Here is an 18,807-nt window from a genome sequence, read left to right as displayed (position 1 = left end):
GAGGAAGGAATTAGAGATTCCAGCTTGAGAGAGTCTATAAGGAAATAGTATGAAATATATACTTGCGAATGTGCCGGGCTTCGGGCATATCAATCCAACATTGCCAGTGGTGGAAGAACTGGTGGCACGAGGTGAAGAGGTTGTCTATTACGTGCCGGACACGTTTAAGGAAGCGGTGGAGTCCGTCGGTGCGACATTCCATCCCTATGAACTGGATCTGAATAACATAATCCCCCCGACTGGTATGGGCCAGGGGGGGCCAATGCCAGGTTTCCAGATCCAGAATGCCTTGCCATTCCGTATGATCAAGGAGAGCCAGCGCATTCTGCCCCAGGTCTTAGAGCAACTGCGACAGGAACGTCCAGACGCGCTTTTGTATGATCCAATGTGCTTCTGGGCGCGGATTGCGGCCCAGGTGTTGCATATTCCAGCCATTCAGTTACGCCCATCCTACGCCATCAACGAGCATGTGAAGCTTTTCCCGATGGGGCAGGGAAACGGAGCAGGTGCACCGGTACCTCCTCCATTTATGCAGCAGATACGCGAGGATATTGCCGAGCTATGCAAGCAGTATCAACTCCCACCCTTTGATCTTCAGAGCATCTTGGGCCATGCTGAGTCTCTCAATATTGTCTTCATGCCAAGAGCCTTTCAGCCTGCGGGCAAGACCTTTGATGAGCGCTTTGTGTTTGTGGGCCCCTCGCTTCGTCCGCGTCACGAGAAGAGCGATTTCCCGCTGGAGGCGCTGGAGGGCGCGCCAGTGCTCTATATCTCCCTGGGAACGGTCTTTAATAACCAGCTTGAGTTCTTTAAGGGCTGTATTGATGCATTCGGGGACACAGAGCAGAAGGTGGTGCTCTCCTATGGCAAACGAATTCAGCCTGCCGAGCTGGGTCCACTGCCTGCCAACTTTATTGCCGCGGCCTACACCCCTCAGCTAGAGGTCCTGGCGCATACCGATGTTTTCGTTACACATGGTGGCATGAACAGTACCATGGAGAGCCTCTCCTATGGTGTACCGATGGTGGTTCTCCCCCAGATGATTGAGCAGCAGATGACGGCGCGCCGTGTCTCGGAATTGGGCATGGGCGTCATGCTAGAGTCTAGTCCTGACTCCGCTCAGGCGCTACGTGAGGCTGTCGAGCACGTCCGTCAGGATGCCAGTTTCCGTGCGCGTGCCCAGGAGATGCAGCGTGCCATTCAGCAAACAGGCGGCTATTGCGAGGCTGCCGACGCCATTATGGATTATACGCAGAAAACCTTGCAAAAGGCATAGCTTCAAAACCGAATGAGATAGAATGGTACATTTGGGAATTCCATGGAAGACCCGCGGAATCCTGGGATTTACACCTTACCTAATAAGTGTGAGCCACATCTTTCTTCGCGCTTAGTCCCTCTTCTGTCAGAAGGGGAGGGAGGCGTGAAAACCGTTCATGAAGGAAATGAGCGTGGCGAAGCCGGAGTGGAGATCAGGGATATCGAAGACCATCAGCCAAGGCAAGAGCAAGCAGGAGAAGACGTGGGGCTGGAGAATGAGCCTCACATTGTTCAGAAGGTTCTTCCATCCCTGCCTCCGATCCCACCAAATATGCTCGAGAAAATGCTCAGATGCAGGTATTGTCAACTTGACGGAGAATAGAAGAGTTTTGGGGGGAGAAAGGAGCAGAGCAGAAAAGAAGCCGGGATTTAGAGAGGGTGGTTGGGGTTAGGTGGCAGTTTTCCCGCTGGTTACTTCGTTCCATCCCAGAAACCGATCCTGCAGGAGAGCATGGTCATCTTCTGCGGTGAAACGGTGCCGTTTGGGCCGAAAGTGATCCAGGATCGGTCCAAATGCTGCGAGGAAACGTTGGGCCTGGCCAGATGATGTAAACCGCCGCATGGTTCGCTCTCGTTGTCGGGTAGGTTGATGGGAGTTTTCAGTCCGATTGTTCAAGCCTTTGTGTTGCCGATGCTCGACGCTTGGCATAATTTCTCTTTTTGCGGCGGCGTAGCTGGCCAGTTTGTCGGTAATGATCACTCGTGGGGCGTATTGCAAGCCTTTGAGCAGCTTACGAAAGAATTTCTTGGCCGCGTGCTTGTTGCGCCGACTCTGTACGAGGATATCCAGAATGTTGCCATCCTGATCAACAGCTCTCCACAAATAGGAGGTTTTGCCGTTGATTTTCACGTACACTTCATCCAGGTGCCACGTATCTCCCGTTTTCGGACGACGACGTTTCAACCCATTGGCATATGTCTGGCCACATTTCAGACACCATTGCCTGATGGTTTCGTAGGTCAGCACGACCCCACGCTCGGCCATCATCTCTTCAATATCACGGAAGCTTAAAGGGAAGCGAAAATACAGCCACACGCAGTGACTGATAATCTCGGCTGGAAAGCGGTATCCTCGATAAAGAGAGGCAAGTTTTTCTGTTTTCATCCCTATGAGTTTAGCAGAGATTTCTGCTTCTCCGCAAGTTGACAATACCCTTCCTCTGGCTCGCTCTCCCTTGGGCGCTCGCGCATACAGGGGCGTTAAGGCAATATTGGAACCGCACTCATCAAGAAAGACCAGTTCGTTTGTCGGAAGCTTTCGTGCGTTCTCGCACCACGTGGCGCGCTCCTCTGCATTGCGCTCCGTTGCCCCAATCGACTTTTTTTTCGCGTCCAGCCCAACCGTTTGATGGCTCGACTCATAGTCCACCGGCTCACCCGTTCCCCATGCGTCTGCTCCCACATGGCACAGTGTTGTTCAAGCGTCGCGTCGGCATGCGCCTGTAACTGGGGGAGCACGCCAGCTTCCACCTGTGTCCTGATCAATGGCGGGCGACCAGGAATGGCTTTGGGTCGAACATGTCCTTCCTCTCGTCGTTGCTTCTCATACCGTTTGAGCATGGAGAGAGAAATCCCAAACAGCCGAATAACCTCAACCCTGGGATAGCCGGAGTCCACCGCTTGCAACACATGCTCGCGGAAATCCTGAGAATATGCCTTCATCACCTGGCTCCTGCAAAGAAATGAGACGGAACAATAAGACAGCGATGGCGCGCCGAGTCTGCATCCTTTTGAGCAGACCCGACGCACTGAGAGCGCCCGTCCCTACGCCTCTTTCGCCACCTTCCCCCATCTCCATGGTCGGGTGAACAGTCCCACCAGAAGCGCTATCCCCATGCCGACGAGAAACGGACCTACGCCAATCACATTCGTCTGACTCCACGCAAACAACGGAGCTGCCGCTGGGAACAGAAGCACCGCAGCGACGACGCCGAGCAGCAAAGCTCCCAGGTTGATCGCAAGCCGCAGCCCACGTCCGCGCCTTGCGTGGAAGCCTCGTCGGGTGCTCCAATCGGCGGCGATGTGCCGGGGAACCTGCCAGAAGTGCGCAAGGCTATGGACTGCCGCCAGCGGGAGCCAGGCCAGTGCACTAAACACATGCACCAGCAGGAACAGCTGGATCGGGCCGAGCACGATGAGTCCGATCCCACTGCCAACCATAACCACTGTGGGAACGAGCAGCACCGGGCTGAGCACGCGCAAGACTGGGGGCGGTGGTCCCCGGTGCACGTAGGCAGGAGCTCTGGTATAGTAGCGCAGGAACCGCCAGCCCGTGCTGCCCATCTTCACCAGAAGCGGACCAGCCAACAGGATTCCGACAACGGTATGGGCCGGGAGCCAGAGGCGTAAGAACGCTGACGTCACCAGTTCCACAATGATCAGTACCAAGAGCACGAGGCTGGCCAGCGCAGTGAGCCGCTCATTGCCGATCACTCCCGCTCGCTGGTGCTCCATGTGCATTGATTCGGATGGATGCAAAGGCTGCTCGTTTCCAGGTGTGCATACAGGCATGACGCTTCCTCCCCGCTGTTACGCGTTGATGTCCTGCCGAGGAAAGACGAGGGCGCTGACCACGACAAAGCCAACAATCCACAGCACGCTCGCCAGCAGGGCCGCCAGATACCCCTGGGGAGGGGTGGGACCTACCATCGGCACAGTCGCTCCTACAATGGTATTGAACACCCGGCCAGGAAACCATTGGGACACCTGCGGCACGACGACGGCAATGATCCCCTCCAATACCAGGATGTAGGCCAGAGCGATCCCAACGGCGGCAACGACTGAACGGGTCAGCACTGCAATGAGCATGCCCAGAGCGCTGACGCCGATGAGACAGAGCACCTCGTTGCCGAAGAACTCCAGGAAGATGCGCAGCCCTTCCGCCGAGGTCCAGGCCGTGGTCTGGATGCCCTGCCCCTGCGCGAGAATGAGAATGAAAGTGCTACTAATCACGAGGGTGAGCAGCATCGAGAGCAGCACGAAGAGCACAACTGCGAGCATTTTGCCCGCCAGCCACCGCAGGCGATGCGGCTCACGCACCAGCAGGTTGCGCAGCGTCCCCTGGGTCCATTCCGCCGCGAGATTGGCGCTCACCAGAATGAGTGCAATGGCAATGATCAGGGATCGTGCCTGGCCAATGACAGAGACCAATCCTTGGGGGGTATGGAATGATGCAATGAGGTCGGTCATCTCCGGGCTGGTGGTTCCAGAGGCGATCTGGTGGAAGGTCAGATAGGCGATAAAGGTGCTCACTACCAGCATCACCCCGGCGCCCGCCAGGACACTCCAACGGCGGAACTTGAGCACTTCGCTGCGAAACGCACGGATCACCGAGATCATGAGCGGTCTCCTTTCACCAAAGCGAGAAACAACTGTTCGAGGCTGGCCTCTTTCACACGGATGGTCAGGTTCGTCGCGCCAGCTTCCCTGGCCTGCCGGTTCAAGGTCTCGGCAAAAGTGGCAGGACAGGCAATGTGCAGAGTCCGGTCCTCCCGTGTGACCACATAGTCGGCCTCGCTCACGATCCTGGCCACCAAGTCCAACTGCATGGCATCTCCGGCTTCGACCACCAGCTCGCCGCGTTGGGCCAGCAGGTCGCGGGTCGAACCACAAGTCAGCGCTTTCCCCTGGTGGAGCATGATCAGCCAGTCCGTGACCTGTTCCAACTCTCCAAGCAAGTGGCTGCTGAGCAAGATGGTCTTGCCCTGTTCGCGCACGCGGCGCAGCAGGTCGCGTATCCCGATGATGCCCAGGGGATCAAGGCCATTGGCTGGCTCGTCGAGGATGAGCAGGTCTGGATCAGGAAGTAGCGCCATGGCCACGCCAAGGCGTTGCTTCATACCCAGGGAATATGTGCCGACCCGATCACGCGCTCGATCGGAGAGTTCCACCACCTCCAGCAGTTCGCTCACACGGGAAGTGGGATAGCCACCAAGGCGAGCAAGCACCTCCAGATTGGTCCGCCCGGAGAGACTCGGATAGAAGGCTGGTGCTTCGATGAGCGCCCCCACACGCGGAAGATAGCTGGGCGATGCGGTGAGAGGATGGCCCAGAATCGTAGCGCTGCCTGCATTGGGCCGCACCAGTCCCAGGAGCAGACGGATGGTGGTTGTCTTGCCCGCGCCGTTGGGGCCGACAAAGCCCGCGATGGTTCCGGCAGGAATGCCGATGGTAAGTCCATCGACGGCGGTGCGGTTTCCAAACCGCTTGCTCAAGCCCTGCGTTGCAATGGCGAAAGCTCCTGAGGCACTGCCTGGAGCGGAACCTGTGACTGGTGCCGCCTCAGATGCCTGAGATCGATCAGGGGAGAAGGACATAGGCACCTCCTTGCGTTGGCCTCCCATCTGGGAGAATAGAGAAACCAGGAGATCTCATGATACAATCATTCCTTTCTAGAAGAAGAGGCTCTCTCGACAGATGCATCTGCCGAGAGATTACTGATCGTTTAGTAAGTTGCTGCGAGAAACAGATTAGGGCAGAGGCTACTCTGCCCGTCTCGCGATGCCATCGAACAGTACACTGACCAGGGAGGTTGCCGGACGCGTCCCTGGCAGGCTCTTCGCCTCCCGCAGCATACCCATATAGAGGCCAACCAGGACGTTGATCGGTAGGTCGGAGCGAATCGCTCCCGCATCGTAGGCTGTTTGGAAGAGACCCGTGACCTGCTGTCTGATCCGGTCAAGCAAGGACAGGATCACCTGCTGGTGTTCCGGGTCCTTGAGATGTTCTCTGGCATCGCGTAGCAGCATGCTCAAGCGCTCGTCAAGTGGAAGGGAGAGTAGCGTAGAGGTGAGCAGTATCAACCGTTCTCGGACATCCTGGGTAGCAGCAAGAGTCTGATCGATCCCTGCCACTCCCTCGTCCACAAACACGGTCTGGATCATCTTGGTGAAGAGATCTTCCTTGCCTTTAGGAAAATGGTAATACAAGGCGGCGGAGGTGACCTCGACGGCTTCGGCTATCTCTTTCATGGACACGCCTTTATAGCCTTTTGCCAGAAACAGATCTGCCGCTTTGGTCAAAATCTGCCGCCGCGTTTCCTGGTCCACAGAGGAGGAAGCATGCTCCACCTGTTGTTTCACCGGTTGTTCCATAATGGTACGACTCCTCGGCAAATTACTAAACGATCAGTAAGTTCTACCGAGAGAATAACACAGTCACAGAAATGCTGTCAAGGAGGAGAAGAATGGTTCAGCGATTCGGTTCAATCGTTTAGCACTCCGCTGTCCGGCGGCGAGGAGTCATGCTACCAGGAAACTTGAGTAGAAGCCAACTATGGACACCTACTCTCATGTATTGCCCTCAATGCAGAGAGAGGTTGTTGATAAAATGGAGCAGATGTTTAAAGCGAATTAGAAATGCTACCAACTTTATCATCAAGGAAGCTATGCTCAATTTTTGAGAGAGTAGTAGCTTCCTTGTTAATGAGTTGAAAGTATTAGATTCTCTTGCCTATTCGCCTCCAGATGACCCACATGATATTACTTGAGTCACTCCGGCACAAAAAAGAGGAAGAGAAGTTGTAGGGGTTTGCACACCTTTGTCAGAAACGTGACCCCCCACAAAGATGCACAAAAAATCATAGGCAAAATAGATTTGCGGAACGCGCTATCATTTACCGGGCTTGCTTGGTTACCTGCAATACCTGCTCGGCCATTGCCTCGAGGTCGTGTGAGAGTCCAGGGGCAAACTCTTCCGGCCTTGCTTCACCTGGAGAGAACGGTACTCCCTCAGGAGCCTGCATTGGCACCTGCAGTGTGCCTCCATTGTGGTCACTCGTAGTCGAACACGCTAGCGGAACTTCGCTTAGAGTTCTGTTCTCAGTTCTGACGCATCCGCCAGGATCGCTGCCGCTTGAATGGGGCCAATTCCAGGAATGGAGATGAGAATTTGCCCCTCGCGGGATTGCGCCACAATCTGACGGATCTCGGTATCCAATTGCTGGATATGTTCCTGGAGGAGCCGCAGTTCTCGAATTAATTGCCCTTGTTCGAGGATAAGGCCCGCTGTCGGATGAGATCCTTCGTGCCAATACTCTGGGCTGCCAGTTGCTGAGATGTGTTGGATCTGGTGTACTTGGGGCCGGCTCGGCCAATCGCTCAGAAATTCAGCAGCAATGTTGCTATTTCGATCTAAGGTATGCCTTCAGTCAATCCGCAGCTCGGGACTTTCGCCTCCAACTCGGTGAGAGGCCCTATGTGCGGGAGGTTGCTGTATAGGCAAGAGCACACCGAGCACGAGGACGACTCCTGATGCAAGAGCCAACGGAAGAAACGCAATCGCCGGAATATGAACCATATCCCAGAGCCAGCCTCCGATGAATGAGCCAAGAAACGAGAAGAGGTAGCCTACTGTCAGCATGGTACCCGTCCACTGCGCGACTTCCTCCTGTTTCGCCAGGAGCGCAGGTAAAGCAATGGCCAGTGTGTAGAGGAGGATGGTTGTGCCTCCAATGACCGCAGCCCAGAGAGGCTCGAGAATCACTGGTGTCCATATCCAGCATACCAGCGCGATCAGGCAAAGCGACGCACAGATAATGAAAGGGAGTTTCCGGCCCACCAGTTTGTGCGCAAACAGGGTCGCAAATAAACTGGCAGGGAACTGTGCTGCATTGAGTACGCCAAGTGCAAGCCACGTGAGGGCTGGAGCATGGACCGCCTGATTGTAGGAAGCGATCCACGCATTCGTCCCAAAGTAGATGAGCTGTGCGCCCCCAACGAACAAGCCAAGCGTCCAGGGATTGACGGGAACAAATCGGCGGGATGACCTATGAGGGGTGGGCCTAGCCTGTTTGAAGGTCCAACTCCTCTGGTTGACCGTATTTGCCGGAGCCAACCACAGCCAGAGGACGAGGGCGATCACGACGGGAACGCTCCAGAACACAAAGGTGCCGGTCCATGTGTCACGGCCAAACCAGTTGAGCATCACCGGGATGGTGAGCATCGCCCCCAATGTCTCGCCGATGACCAGCCCGTCGCTGTAGAGCGCGGTAGCCAAACCAATCCGGGTCGAGAACCATTGGCGAATCAGCGCGGGGATCGCTGTCTGGGAACAGGCACTTCCCAGGCTGAGGAGCGCTGTAAAGAAATAGAGTGGAAGGACGGCAGGCCAAAGGGCACGCAAGCTAGCACCGAGTGCGACCAGCAGGAGGCCAAACGCGACCATGATGCGCCCTCCCCACCTTCCGATAAGCAATCCTATTGGCAATGAGACGACTCCCATGACAAGCGTCGGCAGCGAAGTCAGCAGGCCCGTCTGGGTATAGGTGAGATGGAGATCATGACTGAGTAATGGTACGATGGGCGGGACCGCCAGAAGGGCCGTGCGCAAATTGATACCAACGAACACAATCAGGCCAAGCGTTCGTACGTGGAGCCAGGGGAATCTCTTTGTGGGGTCTTTCTCTCGCTTCTTGTCCATCAATTTCTCCATGTCTAGAGGAGGCGATTCCTTTTCTCAGAGATCGTGAATTCTTTCCTGAAAGGAGTGAGCATCATGCACACAAAATATATCACGTTCAACCTGGATATATCGGGCTCAAAACTCAGAGACAAACGCAACTTCAATCCCCAGTGTGCTCTTTCGAGAGTACGGTATCATCGGTAAGCACCATGCCAGTACGATAATGTTCCAGCGCCCGCGAGCTGGTAAGGACAGCCTGCCGATTTACTGAGGTTGGATAAGCGTGCGTACTCGGTGAGCCAGCGCGGTGCCGTCCAGATAGAGACGGTAGTGAAAATCTGGAGTTGGCGGACCAGGTTGCATTCGGCAGAGTAGCGCGATCAGGAGAGCCAGGAGAGAATAAAGCGAGATCGGACCTCGTAATGCGCACTGTGAAAGGAGCGGCGTACGCATCACACCATCACGCTCAGCACAGAGCGTCAGCCTATAAGCTCCCGAAGCAGACGCTCGGGCACCTGGGTACGACCGTACTCAGACGACCGCGCCTCCCCAATCTCTCATCCAATGGAGAGTGCCACCAGCATCCATTCCCTGAGCTGTGACTTTCCCTCCAATGGGAGGCATGACACCTTGAAATGAGGCAGAGGTCTGCAAAGCCTCCAAGTCCTCTGCCTTTCGTTGGCTGGTCGTGGACCTTGGAGAGGAAATGAGCCGAGTAGGTCCATTGACCAGGGTTTCACTCATCAGGGCAGCCACAACAGATGCCAGAAGCTCAGATCCATGCTAAAAACAACCCCAGCGAGAGCCTGGAATACAAAGAAGAGACGCTGTCGTTGGTTCCAGGAGGGCATCCTCCACACCAGGAAGCTACAGAAAACCAACCCCAGGGTGAGCAGAGCAGAAACGCTAGCCAACATCATCACAACTACAAGGGCAGGTGACATGGCAAATTGTACTGCATAGGGATCGTTGCTGGAAAAGAGCAGGAACAGCCCGATCAAAACAATCACGTTGAGTGTACTCACGGTCCATCCCAACCACCGGGGAAGTTCGGATCGGGATGCTCCAACCCTAGGCTTCAAACGTGCCTTCCTCCTGATCGCCCGCAAGAGATAGGCAAGCGCCGAAAGATCCACTCCCAAGAAAAGGGCCAGGCAGAGCAACAGGAGTCCCACCTGAAAAGCAGGTGTTTCTGCCCAGACTCTTTTCTGATAGGCTTGGTAGGGACGATTCCCGATAAACATGTTCATCTCAGTACCTGAGCTTTGGAAAATGACTGTATCAGAAAGCCCATCGGTCCGTTGAAAGATCCACGGCTGGACTTCTACCAGATTGATATCCTGGCTGCCTACCCCCTTGATAACAAGATGCCCACTACCAGAAGCACTCACCGTAATCGGGGATAGCAAATCGTATCCCACCTTTTGATAGGACGTTTCGTTGCGGCGAGTTGACCAATAGGTCCCCTCAATCTGGCGAGCACGTTCGGAAAAACCGGCCAGTGGCGCGATCGAGGTTGTTTGAGGGGCTGGATAATAGTGGTCCATGAAGGCTTGTAACAGGTTTTGGGAAGCCGTGCTTCCACCATGGCTGTTAAAAGCGACGAAGAGACCAACATGAGACGCTGGCAGGAGCATCAACAACGAATAAAACACCGTCGTGTCACCAGAATGTCCAATGAGGCGCTGTCCATCGATTTGTTGTTCATAAAAGCCATATGCCATCCCAGGAAGCCGGAAATCATTGGTAAAATGCTGCTGTTGCATCTCTCGCGCGGTCGTTTCCTCCAAGATACGAGCGTGACCAAAGCCCCCCAATTGTAACTGTGCGATCATAAAGTGGGCCATGTCGGTCGCCGTTGAACTGAGTGCTCCAGCTGGAACGGTTTCAATGGCCTCAAAAGAACCTGTGCGGTAGGTTCCGTTACCGTAGGTATAGCCATGGGAAAGCTGGCCCGAAAGGGCATCTGGCAACGGCTGACGAAAGGTGCTCTGGCGCATGTCTAGCGGTTGGAAGAGATGCTGTTCGATGTAGCGCTCAAAAGACATTCCTGAGACCTGCTTAACAATATAGCCTGCCAATGCCGCTCCATAATCGGAATAGGCAGTGACCGTTCCGGGAGGGAAGATGCGCGCGGGGATATGTTTGGGAAGCCATGTCCCCAGGGATTCCAGGTCCTGGATCTGGGGGACTAACTGCCCAATCGTGCCATCTTCAAATCCCGCTGTATGCGTCAGCAGATTCTCGATCGTAATTGGTTGAGAATAGGTAGCGGGGATACGAAATGTTTTGAGGTAGATGTTGACATCTGCATGGAGATCGACCTTCCCTTCCTCAACCAATTGCATAATCGCCGTCCACGTGAACAGCTTACTGACCGAGCCCAGGCGAAACACGGTCCTGTCGGCCTGGACCTTTTGGCCCTGCTGGATATCTGCATACCCGTAACCTTTGTCCAGGAGGATACGGCCATCCTTGATAATCGAGATCGTGGCGCCAGGGATGTGATTGTCAGCCAATTGCCTCGTCATAACACCGTTCAAAAATGTCTCTAGTTCCTGTGGATCTCCTAATGAGGTGGGAGGAGATGAACGTTCCACTGTCTGCGCCTCCGTTGGCGACACACACCCCAGCAAAAAGCCAAACCATAGACTCAACACAACAAGAGAGCGCACCATAAAACTCATATGTCGCGCCAACCCCTGATGAGGGTGACAAAACCACATACATGAAAACTCCTTCTAAAGATAAGGTGGTAAACACGGTTTTGAAAACCGAAAGACGAGAAACACGCAAAGGCGACCTGGGGAGCGTGCAGAAACGCCAGATCTCACGGTGGAATACGATGATCAAGGCCAGCATGTCTTCCGATTCGGTTTCCGACGCAAGCATACCTGGCGACAGCCTATGGTACAATGGAGAAGGCTGAGCATTTGCTAGGCACCCAGCTCACAAAAGGGAATGCCCAGATGAGCAGTATTTGGACCATACTCTTGCCCTGGTGCAGGCGATGGAGATATTTGTGAGCGCTTGAACAGCTTCAGGGCGAAGGAGAACAATGAAACCCAATGATCGCTTGAAAGAGGCGCGAAAGCAGCGAGGATGGTCCCAGGCACGAGTGGCCGAACAGATCGGGACTGATGCGGGCAATGTCAGTCGATGGGAACGCGGATACTCATCACCTTCTCCCTATTACCAAGAGAAACTCTCCCTCCTCTTTGGGAAAGAGGTTCACGACTTAGGCTTGCTCAGAGAAGATGAGACGCTGCCCCCACACCCGTCCACACCCGAACCAGCAACGGTTACTTCTCGTGAAGAGCAACGCGAAACCCTCGCGCGCGCTTCACGAATTCTGGCAGTCTTCAGCTATAGCGCATTCTGGTGGTCTGGTCTACTCATATCCCTCTTTGTTCGAAAAGATCGCTACGTTCGCTTTCATAGTCTACAATCACTGCTTCTGTTTGGAATCGTCACTCTGTGCAATATCGCTTTTATAGGGGTTGTCTCTGCTCTCTCCGGAACGGCGCTGCATTTCATGCCTGTTCAGACGCATCTCCTTTCCCAACCAGCCCCACAGAAACAGGCAACCTCCTTGGATTTCATCATTGTGCTCACTGTCCTTTGCGCCCTCGTCCTCAATAGTGGAGCGATAGTAGCCTGGGGAGTAGGAATGGTTATGGCTTGGAGAGGAAGATATTACAAATTGCCCTTGGTGGGCAATGTGAGTGAGAAAATTACGCTGCCATCTTCTCTCACGAAGCAAGCTCAGCCCCCTGGTGAGGCGTAGCATTTTCTTTGACTTCACTCCAAATACATGAACCTCTTTCTCGTTCTCACCGTGACACAGGGAACTCATACCATTCCGCGTTCTAACTGCTCACCTGAAGATGGGAATGTTCGTTCCTGCGGCGCCTGCTGGTCTAAAGCTTTTTCTTCAACGGGACCAAGTAATCACGTACCCTCTAGACAAGGCAAGCTTCTTGCCAGAGACACGTTGTGAGGTAGTGTTGCAAAGAAGAAAGCTGATCTGGTACAGTACGGGAAAACGAGCGAAAGAGAGACGTGATGACCGAACAGAATCCTTTTAAATGGCGCCATTTCCAGCCCGAAATTCTTCTCTTATGCGTGAGGTGGTATCTCCGCTATGCTTTGAGCTATCGTGACCTGGAAGAAATGATGGCGGAGCGAGGGTTGCGTGTCGATCATACCACGATCTATCGCTGGGTTCAGCACTATGCGCCTGCACTTGAACAGCGGTGCCGTCCTCAGTTGAAGATGACGTCTGACTCCTGGCGGGTTGATGAGACGTACATCAAAGTGAAAAAACAATGGCTGTATCTCTACCGTGCAGTTGACTCGCAAATCTTCGATTGCCGTCCATAATAATTCCCAGGTGATGAGGAACCCGCCAGTGCCCCTTCTCTGCCTCTAAACGTCTCAGGGAGAGCGAAGAGAAAGGATGCTTAAATGTATCATCAAGAAACGAGAACAACTGCACCATAGCGCCTCCAATCACTCATATTTGTGCATCCTTCATGCTACCTGGCCTTGGGTCTCCAGGCCAGGCTTTACGTGCATGAAATGCCGCACAGAAGTGCGTGTTCTCTAGGTCCTACGTTCTGAAACCCACTTCTGGATAGGTGCTCGCCGGCCCGCGTAGCAGCGGAGAGGGGGTATTATCCAGGTAGGCATCAAAGAAAGCACGTACATATGCCCGGGTAATCTGCACCCCGCGCACACCATCGATGGAGCCAAGCATGCCAAAGGCACGCAACATTGAGAAGTAGACAGCGTAATCGGAGAAGTTGAAGTGCTCGGTATCTTTGATGCTAATGTGATAACCCGCACCTCGTGGCACAGTACTCAGCACAGCCTGTATTCCCTGCTGAAATGTGTGGCAATCGGTATCTGAGCATGCTCCCTCGTCATGTTGGATCACCATGAACGGCTTATGTAGGCCTGCCTGCAACACGTCACCAAAGAGATCACCATCAATATCCATACTGGCTTTACAGCGTGCATCGATATGGCATACCTGAGCCGCGGTTGCACCACCAAAGGAATGTCCAAAGACGCCAAGCCTTGTGAGGTCGAGATGCTGGGTGAATACATTTCCAGACATCGTATTCAGCCTTATCAGCCGGTCCATGACGAACGTCACATCCTGCGCCCAGACAGACACAAGCTGATTACCAGCGTTCTGCAGACTTGTCGCATTATCCAGGTTTCCTGCAGACGTTGAGGCTGCAACGCGCCCGTCGGGAAAGACTACCGTATCAGAACTATAGGTAGGAGTGATCGCGAAGATAATATAGCCATGGCTTGCCAGATCTTCGAGTAGCGTCGTGTATTGGGTTGGAATCTTACCCATTCCAGGCTCAAAGATGAGCACTGGATAGCGCGTCGCATCAGTGGCAAGTGGTGCATCCTCAATACTATGCGTCTGGATAGAATCGCTGCTCTGTACGAGCTGATTGTCGCTCGCCTGCGCCCACTTTGATGGCAGGTAGGGAACGGATTGTGCTCCAGATACATGTGCAGCGGGATACCAGGACCAGACCACAAGCTCTCTTTTTGTGCCCACGTGTGGCGCGAGAGGATCATTTCGTGCCTGGTCAGTCCAATCATAAGCCGTCCTGCCCACAGCATAGGGGCCGGTGGGGGCCGGTAGCACGACCATATGGTGGCGCTGAATCTCAATATAGGACACGCAGCCAACAACAACAAGGATAAACACGAGCAGCAGGACCAGGAAGGCCCTGAGCAACCTTTTTATCCATATGCGATGAAAGAGACGAGAAAACATATAATTTACACTTGATCTTTCTATCGTTTTAGCATCATGCTTGGCACTAGAGATCAGTCAAACACTTATTCCTTGACATCGCGTTTCCAGGTCGGAACAAACGCCACTCCAATAAAGACAAGCGCGTAGATAGCGATGACCCAGAGGGCATGGGAGGCGTTCACGGGAAATAATGGTTCGGCACCAAAGGCTTCATAGCCACTGCGAGCCTTCACCGGCAGGAGCATATCAGGCAAACGGTTAAGCAGTGGCCCAAGCAGATACGTTGTCACCTTGCGCCAGAAGTCATTGCCCGTTACCTGTGCGAGTATGTTCATGGTCACAGCACCAATATTATCGATGGGGAACCACATGAGCGAGACGCTCAAGCCAAAGGTGAGCGAGCGCCCAATGGCATTCATGGCCGCAGCGAGCAGAATTGTGGCTCCCATACTGATCAGGACGGTCAGCAGATCAAGCCAAGCATTTGACCAGAAGGCAGAAGTGATCGCATTGAGCGCGTTGAGATTCCCAACCAGGAAGAGCATCTGTATACAGGTAAACAACACGGTCAGCAAGACAAACATCAGCAGGAGCGCCAGCGCAATCAAGAACAGCAGGGCCATCTTGGCAAGCAGCAGTTGTATGCGGCCAACCCCACGCGCCAACAAGATGCGAATGGTACCATACTGGTACTCACGCCCAATAATAAACGAGGTCAGCACCAGGAGAAAAATGCCGGAGAAGATGCGGAAGATCACCATATTGCTCTCCAGCGAGTAGTACAGAAAGTGCAAAGGGGTATGTTGCAGATCCGCTTTCAGTCCTTTCAATCCTGCCCCCAGCAGGAACCCAACAGTAAAGACGAGCGTGAGCAGAACCAGCATCAGCCAGAAGAGGCGAGCAACTTTCAAAAACTCGCCACGCATGATGCCTGTAAAGCTGGCATGGAGAGAAGGCTGAGAGGCTGCTTCAGGCCCGGTAGTAGCTATATGGGTACTCATGGTTATTTGTCTCCTTTGTGCGCATTAATCAGCGAGAAAAAGACTTCCTCCAGGTTCTGAGTCGCGGGCGCGAGACTCTCAGGTGGAAAGCCTGCCTGGGACAGAAAGGCATAGAGACCGCGCCCGCTTCCCTGGGGTGCAGGTGTCAGGAGCGCTCCGCTCTCATCCAGGCGCGCAGGTTTTCCCCATGGCTGTTGCTGAAGCAGGGCTAGAGCTTCCTGTGCCCGTTCAAGCCGAACCTCAAACTCTCCCTGTCCACGCGTCAACTCTTCGACGGTCTTATCCGCGATGAGCCTACCAGCATTCAGAAAGATGACACGCGAGCAGATCTGCTGGACCTCGCCCAGGAAGTGGCTTGAGAGGAAGACAGTTTTTCCCTCATCCGCCAGGCGGTGCATTAAATCGCGCATCTCAACGATCCCCGCAGGATCAAGCCCATTAGCAGGCTCATCGAGAATAAGCAGATCAGGATTATTGAGCAGAGCAATCCCGACACCCAGGCGCTGCTTCATACCCAGTGAGTAGGTGCGTACGCGATCCCTCTGGCGCTCATGCAGTCCAACCTGTGTAAGGACCTCCTCGATCCGTTGGCGCGACAGGCCACCAAGCACTGAGCCTACCGCGTGCAGGTTATCTCTTCCGTTTAGGTGTAAGTAGAGTGCGGGTGCCTCTACCAGCGCGCCGATGCGTGGCAGCACAGAGTCCCTCCTGTTTGCGAGATCGTGCCCAAACAGTTCCACGCGCCCGGAGGTAGGAGCGATCAGGCCCAAAAGCATGCGGATTGAAGTGGTTTTCCCCGCGCCATTTGGACCGAGAAAGCCCACAATCTCACCACGTCGCACCTCCAGATTCAGCTGATTAACAGCCATGCGTGTACCATACCGTTTGGTTAAATCGTGAGTACGCAGGACGGTTTCGCCTGCTTGCGCTGATGCAGTGGTCGTAACGGCCAGCGAAATCTGGTTTTCTTGCATAGATTGCTACCTTTCTATTTTTGGGCATAAGGCCCTAAGACATGACGACGTGTTGACAGGACGTATGTCTTGAATATGTTGTAGCTTGACTATGAGGGGACAAGCCATCTCATAGATGAGTTGTGCTCGTTCAGGCTGTAGCTTTGCGCAAAGTGACGCGAGCCGAGAGCGCGCGCATGAGCGAGATCACAGCCAGAGTGGTCGCCAGGGCCATCGCTATCACAATGCCCAACCAGGTGCCAAGGGTACTCGATCCAACAATTCCGTCGTTACCAGTGAAGAGCTTCGGCGCGCTCTCTTGCAGGCCGAGTCCCCAGATAAAGGTTGATACCGACATCAGCGCCATCGAGAGCGTAGCCAGGATGGATGGAGGCAGCGCGAAGCGCAGCAGTTTTTCAGAGATCTCACTACGAGCAACTGCAAAGCAGATCGAGCCAACACTGATGATAGCTGTGGTAAGCAGTGTCCCCAGAAAGAGGCCTCTCCCCAGCAGAACATGTTGATTGCCTGGATGAAAGACCGCTTTTAGAAGAGGCAGTATGCCAAAGAAAGTCCCAAAAGCCAGGACAGGCATAGCCAGCGCGAATAGGGGAGTAAGTCGCCTCCGTACCAGCGCGGACTTGATCACAGTAACAACAATAGGCAAACCACCAACTACCACAGCCAGGAGCGCTACCACAGACTCAATCACGACGAGGTTAAAGGAGAAACCTACCAGGCTATGCGTTCGCGCAACCTCTTGAAAGTCAGCATATTCGGTCATCTTCTGAAAACCCATGCCAGCAAGGATAAAGCCTCCATAGGCGCAGAATATCGTGAGCAATGAACGACGCAGGATCGAGAGCATATAGCGTATCCTTTCAGACCATTCCATGACACTTGTGCCAAGGTATGGGTGGAGATGAGCATCAAGCGCACCCCGCATAACATCAAGTCCTTCAAACAGAGAAAAAGAATGGGATGCTAGCACGACGAGAAATTCCTCTTCATAGCGTGCGCGCCAAGCTCGAGGGTAAAGGCATAGCAGCAGTTTCTGGATATTCATAGTGTTGCCAACCTCCGCAAGCCGAGCGACGCAAAGGTCTCCATACTCGTGAGCTGTTCGCGGAGGAAGGCAATCCCCGCAGAGGTCAGGCGATATGGGCGCCGTCCACGCTCCTCGGAGGGCAGCGCCTCAATCAAACCATACTCCTCCAGCCGGGCGATGGCTCCATATAAGGTCCCGGTTCCCAGTCGAACGCGAGCCATAGCCTCAACATCTTCCATAATGGCATAACCATGCTTTTTCCCACCAGCCAGGCTGGCTAAAATCAGAATGGACGGATCAGAAAATCGTCCCAGGTCGGGCGTGCTCATAGCGCGCTCCTCCTTGCTATCTATATTGCGTCTCATGACATGTCGTTTGCTGACATATCGTTAGACGTAATATAGATGAAAGAAGACAAATCTGTCAATGTTCCTGAGTGCACAAAAACTGCTTCCCGTGTGTATATGGGGAGATACTTAAGTGTAGAATATGCGCTTGTTAATAAACCCCATATATGAGTTATTTCAGGTTTTGTGGTGTGAAGTATGCTGGCAGCCACAGGCTGCCAGCATACTTCACACCACAAAACCCAGGCGAGCGCCGCAGGCGTGAGGCGCATTGCCAAAAACGTGCACATGGGATTAATTACACAAAAAGGAAGGGTCCTGACCTGACTCGCTGTAGGACACAGCGAGTCAGGTCAGGACCCTTCCTTTTTATTACACGCCCACCAATTAATTTGTTGGCTGTTTGATCTGCATCAAGACGACACGCCAGCCGTCGGGATCTTCCACGGTTACGCTGCGGTCGGGACTCCAGTAGGGATTCTCAGGCGGGACCGAGCTATATCCCATCACCGTCAGCCGCTCGACCACGCGATCCATCGCTACTCTATCGTACATATACAGCACCAGCAGATTATCCCGCGAGGGAGCGGGGCAGGGACTGCCATCGACATGCTGAGTAAACTCCAGGTGATAATCCGTGCCTGGCAATCCAAGGAGGACGCCGGTGTAGCCCGCGCCCTCAAAGCGCTCGATAAAAGGGAGGCCCAGGCCATCCCGGTAGAAAGCAACTGTCTTGTCCAGGCGATCCGTTGGGCGCGCCACGCGCACACGGACGACAGGTAGATCAGAAGGCCATTGCTCACTCAAGAAAAATTCCTCGTTTTCCGCAGAAAGTATGCCTACTAGTGCTGATGTCAGGCCAGTTCCAGCAAGCACCTTGAGTATAGAGCAAACGCTAAAGACCTTCTCTGTTCATTGGGACAGAAAGGGCCTGCGCTGCCTCCTGTCCTAA

Annotated in this window: 19 protein-coding genes and 1 pseudogene; 3 read left to right on the top strand and 17 right to left on the bottom strand. The window is 54.0% G+C overall.

Annotation, left to right across the window (positions count from 1 at the left end; genetic code table 11):
- Positions 1–49: 49 nt before the first annotated feature.
- Positions 50–1,276 (top strand): macrolide family glycosyltransferase, encoded by a 1,227-nt coding sequence (locus KTE_RS46715; protein WP_201394357.1) that lies wholly within the window; start codon positions 50–52, stop codon positions 1,274–1,276.
- Positions 1,277–1,705: 429 nt separating this feature from the next.
- Here the strand turns inward: KTE_RS46715 and KTE_RS46710 are convergent, their stop codons facing one another.
- The 11 genes from KTE_RS46710 to KTE_RS46665 form a co-directional block, all read right to left on the bottom strand.
- Entirely contained in the window at positions 1,706–2,422 is a 717-nt protein-coding gene (locus KTE_RS46710; protein WP_201394355.1) for an IS6 family transposase, read from the bottom strand.
- Between the two features lie 95 nt (positions 2,423–2,517).
- Entirely contained in the window at positions 2,518–2,979 is a 462-nt protein-coding gene (locus KTE_RS46705) for a helix-turn-helix domain-containing protein (protein ID WP_201394353.1), read from the bottom strand.
- A gap of 102 nt (positions 2,980–3,081) precedes the next feature.
- Positions 3,082–3,828 carry a hypothetical protein gene (locus KTE_RS46700; RefSeq protein ID WP_201394351.1) on the bottom strand — a complete coding sequence of 249 codons (747 nt, stop codon included), beginning with the start codon at positions 3,826–3,828 and terminating at the stop codon, positions 3,082–3,084.
- Between the two features lie 18 nt (positions 3,829–3,846).
- Positions 3,847–4,656 carry an ABC transporter permease gene (locus tag KTE_RS46695; protein ID WP_201394349.1) on the bottom strand — a complete coding sequence of 270 codons (810 nt, stop codon included), beginning with the start codon at positions 4,654–4,656 and terminating at the stop codon, positions 3,847–3,849.
- The gene (locus KTE_RS46690) at positions 4,653–5,633 is read right to left on the bottom strand and encodes an ATP-binding cassette domain-containing protein (protein WP_201394347.1); all 981 of its coding nucleotides are present in this window, start codon (positions 5,631–5,633) and stop codon (positions 4,653–4,655) included. Before KTE_RS46690 ends, KTE_RS46695 begins: the two co-directional genes overlap by 4 nt.
- 165 nt (positions 5,634–5,798) lie before the next feature.
- Positions 5,799–6,410 carry a TetR/AcrR family transcriptional regulator gene (locus tag KTE_RS46685; protein ID WP_201394343.1) on the bottom strand — a complete coding sequence of 204 codons (612 nt, stop codon included), beginning with the start codon at positions 6,408–6,410 and terminating at the stop codon, positions 5,799–5,801.
- Positions 6,411–6,931: 521 nt separating this feature from the next.
- Entirely contained in the window at positions 6,932–7,066 is a 135-nt protein-coding gene (locus tag KTE_RS49215; protein ID WP_255553082.1) for a hypothetical protein, read from the bottom strand.
- Between the two features lie 56 nt (positions 7,067–7,122).
- Positions 7,123–7,254 carry a hypothetical protein gene (locus tag KTE_RS49210; RefSeq protein WP_255553081.1) on the bottom strand — a complete coding sequence of 44 codons (132 nt, stop codon included), beginning with the start codon at positions 7,252–7,254 and terminating at the stop codon, positions 7,123–7,125.
- Between the two features lie 207 nt (positions 7,255–7,461).
- Positions 7,462–8,736, bottom strand: coding sequence for a CynX/NimT family MFS transporter (locus tag KTE_RS46675; protein WP_201394342.1), 1,275 nt, complete (start codon positions 8,734–8,736; stop codon positions 7,462–7,464).
- Between the two features lie 246 nt (positions 8,737–8,982).
- Positions 8,983–9,171, bottom strand: a complete 189-nt coding sequence (locus KTE_RS46670) for a hypothetical protein (RefSeq protein WP_201394340.1) — start codon at positions 9,169–9,171, stop codon at positions 8,983–8,985.
- A 290-nt stretch (positions 9,172–9,461) separates the two neighbouring features.
- Positions 9,462–11,444, bottom strand: a complete 1,983-nt coding sequence (locus KTE_RS46665) for a serine hydrolase (protein WP_201394339.1) — start codon at positions 11,442–11,444, stop codon at positions 9,462–9,464.
- 332 nt (positions 11,445–11,776) lie between these two features.
- On the opposite strand from KTE_RS46665, the gene KTE_RS46660 reads away from it, so the two are divergent.
- Together KTE_RS46660 and KTE_RS46655 are read left to right on the top strand one after the other, a co-directional pair.
- Positions 11,777–12,505 (top strand): helix-turn-helix domain-containing protein, encoded by a 729-nt coding sequence (locus KTE_RS46660; protein WP_201394338.1) that lies wholly within the window; start codon positions 11,777–11,779, stop codon positions 12,503–12,505.
- Positions 12,506–12,783: 278 nt separating this feature from the next.
- Positions 12,784–13,080: pseudogene (locus KTE_RS46655) on the top strand (IS6 family transposase); the annotation flags it as partial.
- Between the two features lie 250 nt (positions 13,081–13,330).
- Here the strand turns inward: KTE_RS46655 and KTE_RS46650 are convergent.
- The 6 genes from KTE_RS46650 to KTE_RS46625 form a co-directional block, all read right to left on the bottom strand.
- On the bottom strand, positions 13,331–14,485 hold the full coding sequence (locus KTE_RS46650; RefSeq protein WP_201394337.1) for a hypothetical protein: 1,155 nt from the start codon (positions 14,483–14,485) through the stop codon (positions 13,331–13,333).
- 104 nt (positions 14,486–14,589) lie between these two features.
- The gene (locus tag KTE_RS46645) at positions 14,590–15,507 is read right to left on the bottom strand and encodes an ABC transporter permease (RefSeq protein WP_201394336.1); all 918 of its coding nucleotides are present in this window, start codon (positions 15,505–15,507) and stop codon (positions 14,590–14,592) included.
- 2 nt (positions 15,508–15,509) lie between these two features.
- Positions 15,510–16,481: an ABC transporter ATP-binding protein gene (locus tag KTE_RS46640; RefSeq protein WP_201394335.1), complete on the bottom strand. Its 972-nt coding sequence runs from the start codon at positions 16,479–16,481 to the stop codon at positions 15,510–15,512.
- Between the two features lie 130 nt (positions 16,482–16,611).
- Entirely contained in the window at positions 16,612–17,328 is a 717-nt protein-coding gene (locus KTE_RS46635) for a hypothetical protein (protein WP_201394334.1), read from the bottom strand.
- A gap of 194 nt (positions 17,329–17,522) precedes the next feature.
- On the bottom strand, positions 17,523–17,837 hold the full coding sequence (locus tag KTE_RS46630; RefSeq protein WP_201394332.1) for a PadR family transcriptional regulator: 315 nt from the start codon (positions 17,835–17,837) through the stop codon (positions 17,523–17,525).
- 405 nt (positions 17,838–18,242) lie between these two features.
- On the bottom strand, positions 18,243–18,662 hold the full coding sequence (locus tag KTE_RS46625) for a VOC family protein (protein WP_201394330.1): 420 nt from the start codon (positions 18,660–18,662) through the stop codon (positions 18,243–18,245).
- Between the last annotated feature and the right edge of the window lie 145 nt (positions 18,663–18,807).

The sequence above is a fragment of the Ktedonobacter sp. SOSP1-85 genome, assembly GCF_016587415.1.
Taxonomy (GTDB): Bacteria; Chloroflexota; Ktedonobacteria; order Ktedonobacterales; family Ktedonobacteraceae; genus Ktedonobacter.
Note: the sequence above shows the minus strand (reverse complement) of the source record. Positions and strands in the feature narration are given on the sequence as shown.

Excerpts from the sequence above, each read along its gene's own strand:
- KTE_RS46630 (WP_201394332.1), bottom strand. The coding sequence starts at position 17,837 with ATGAGCACGCCCGACCTGGGACGATTTTCTGATCCGTCCATTCTGATT.
- KTE_RS46640 (WP_201394335.1), bottom strand. The coding sequence starts at position 16,481 with ATGCAAGAAAACCAGATTTCGCTGGCCGTTACGACCACTGCATCAGCG.
- KTE_RS46675 (WP_201394342.1), bottom strand. The coding sequence starts at position 8,736 with ATGGACAAGAAGCGAGAGAAAGACCCCACAAAGAGATTCCCCTGGCTC.
- KTE_RS46695 (WP_201394349.1), bottom strand. The coding sequence starts at position 4,656 with ATGATCTCGGTGATCCGTGCGTTTCGCAGCGAAGTGCTCAAGTTCCGC.
- KTE_RS46660 (WP_201394338.1), top strand. The coding sequence starts at position 11,777 with ATGAAACCCAATGATCGCTTGAAAGAGGCGCGAAAGCAGCGAGGATGG.
- KTE_RS46665 (WP_201394339.1), bottom strand. The coding sequence starts at position 11,444 with ATGTGGTTTTGTCACCCTCATCAGGGGTTGGCGCGACATATGAGTTTT.
- KTE_RS46685 (WP_201394343.1), bottom strand. The coding sequence starts at position 6,410 with ATGGAACAACCGGTGAAACAACAGGTGGAGCATGCTTCCTCCTCTGTG.
- KTE_RS46645 (WP_201394336.1), bottom strand. The coding sequence starts at position 15,507 with ATGAGTACCCATATAGCTACTACCGGGCCTGAAGCAGCCTCTCAGCCT.
- KTE_RS46700 (WP_201394351.1), bottom strand. The coding sequence starts at position 3,828 with ATGCCTGTATGCACACCTGGAAACGAGCAGCCTTTGCATCCATCCGAA.
- KTE_RS46670 (WP_201394340.1), bottom strand. The coding sequence starts at position 9,171 with ATGCGTACGCCGCTCCTTTCACAGTGCGCATTACGAGGTCCGATCTCG.
- KTE_RS46710 (WP_201394355.1), bottom strand. The coding sequence starts at position 2,422 with ATGAAAACAGAAAAACTTGCCTCTCTTTATCGAGGATACCGCTTTCCA.
- KTE_RS46715 (WP_201394357.1), top strand. The coding sequence starts at position 50 with ATGAAATATATACTTGCGAATGTGCCGGGCTTCGGGCATATCAATCCA.
- KTE_RS46635 (WP_201394334.1), bottom strand. The coding sequence starts at position 17,328 with ATGCTCTCGATCCTGCGTCGTTCATTGCTCACGATATTCTGCGCCTAT.
- KTE_RS46690 (WP_201394347.1), bottom strand. The coding sequence starts at position 5,633 with ATGTCCTTCTCCCCTGATCGATCTCAGGCATCTGAGGCGGCACCAGTC.
- KTE_RS46705 (WP_201394353.1), bottom strand. The coding sequence starts at position 2,979 with ATGAAGGCATATTCTCAGGATTTCCGCGAGCATGTGTTGCAAGCGGTG.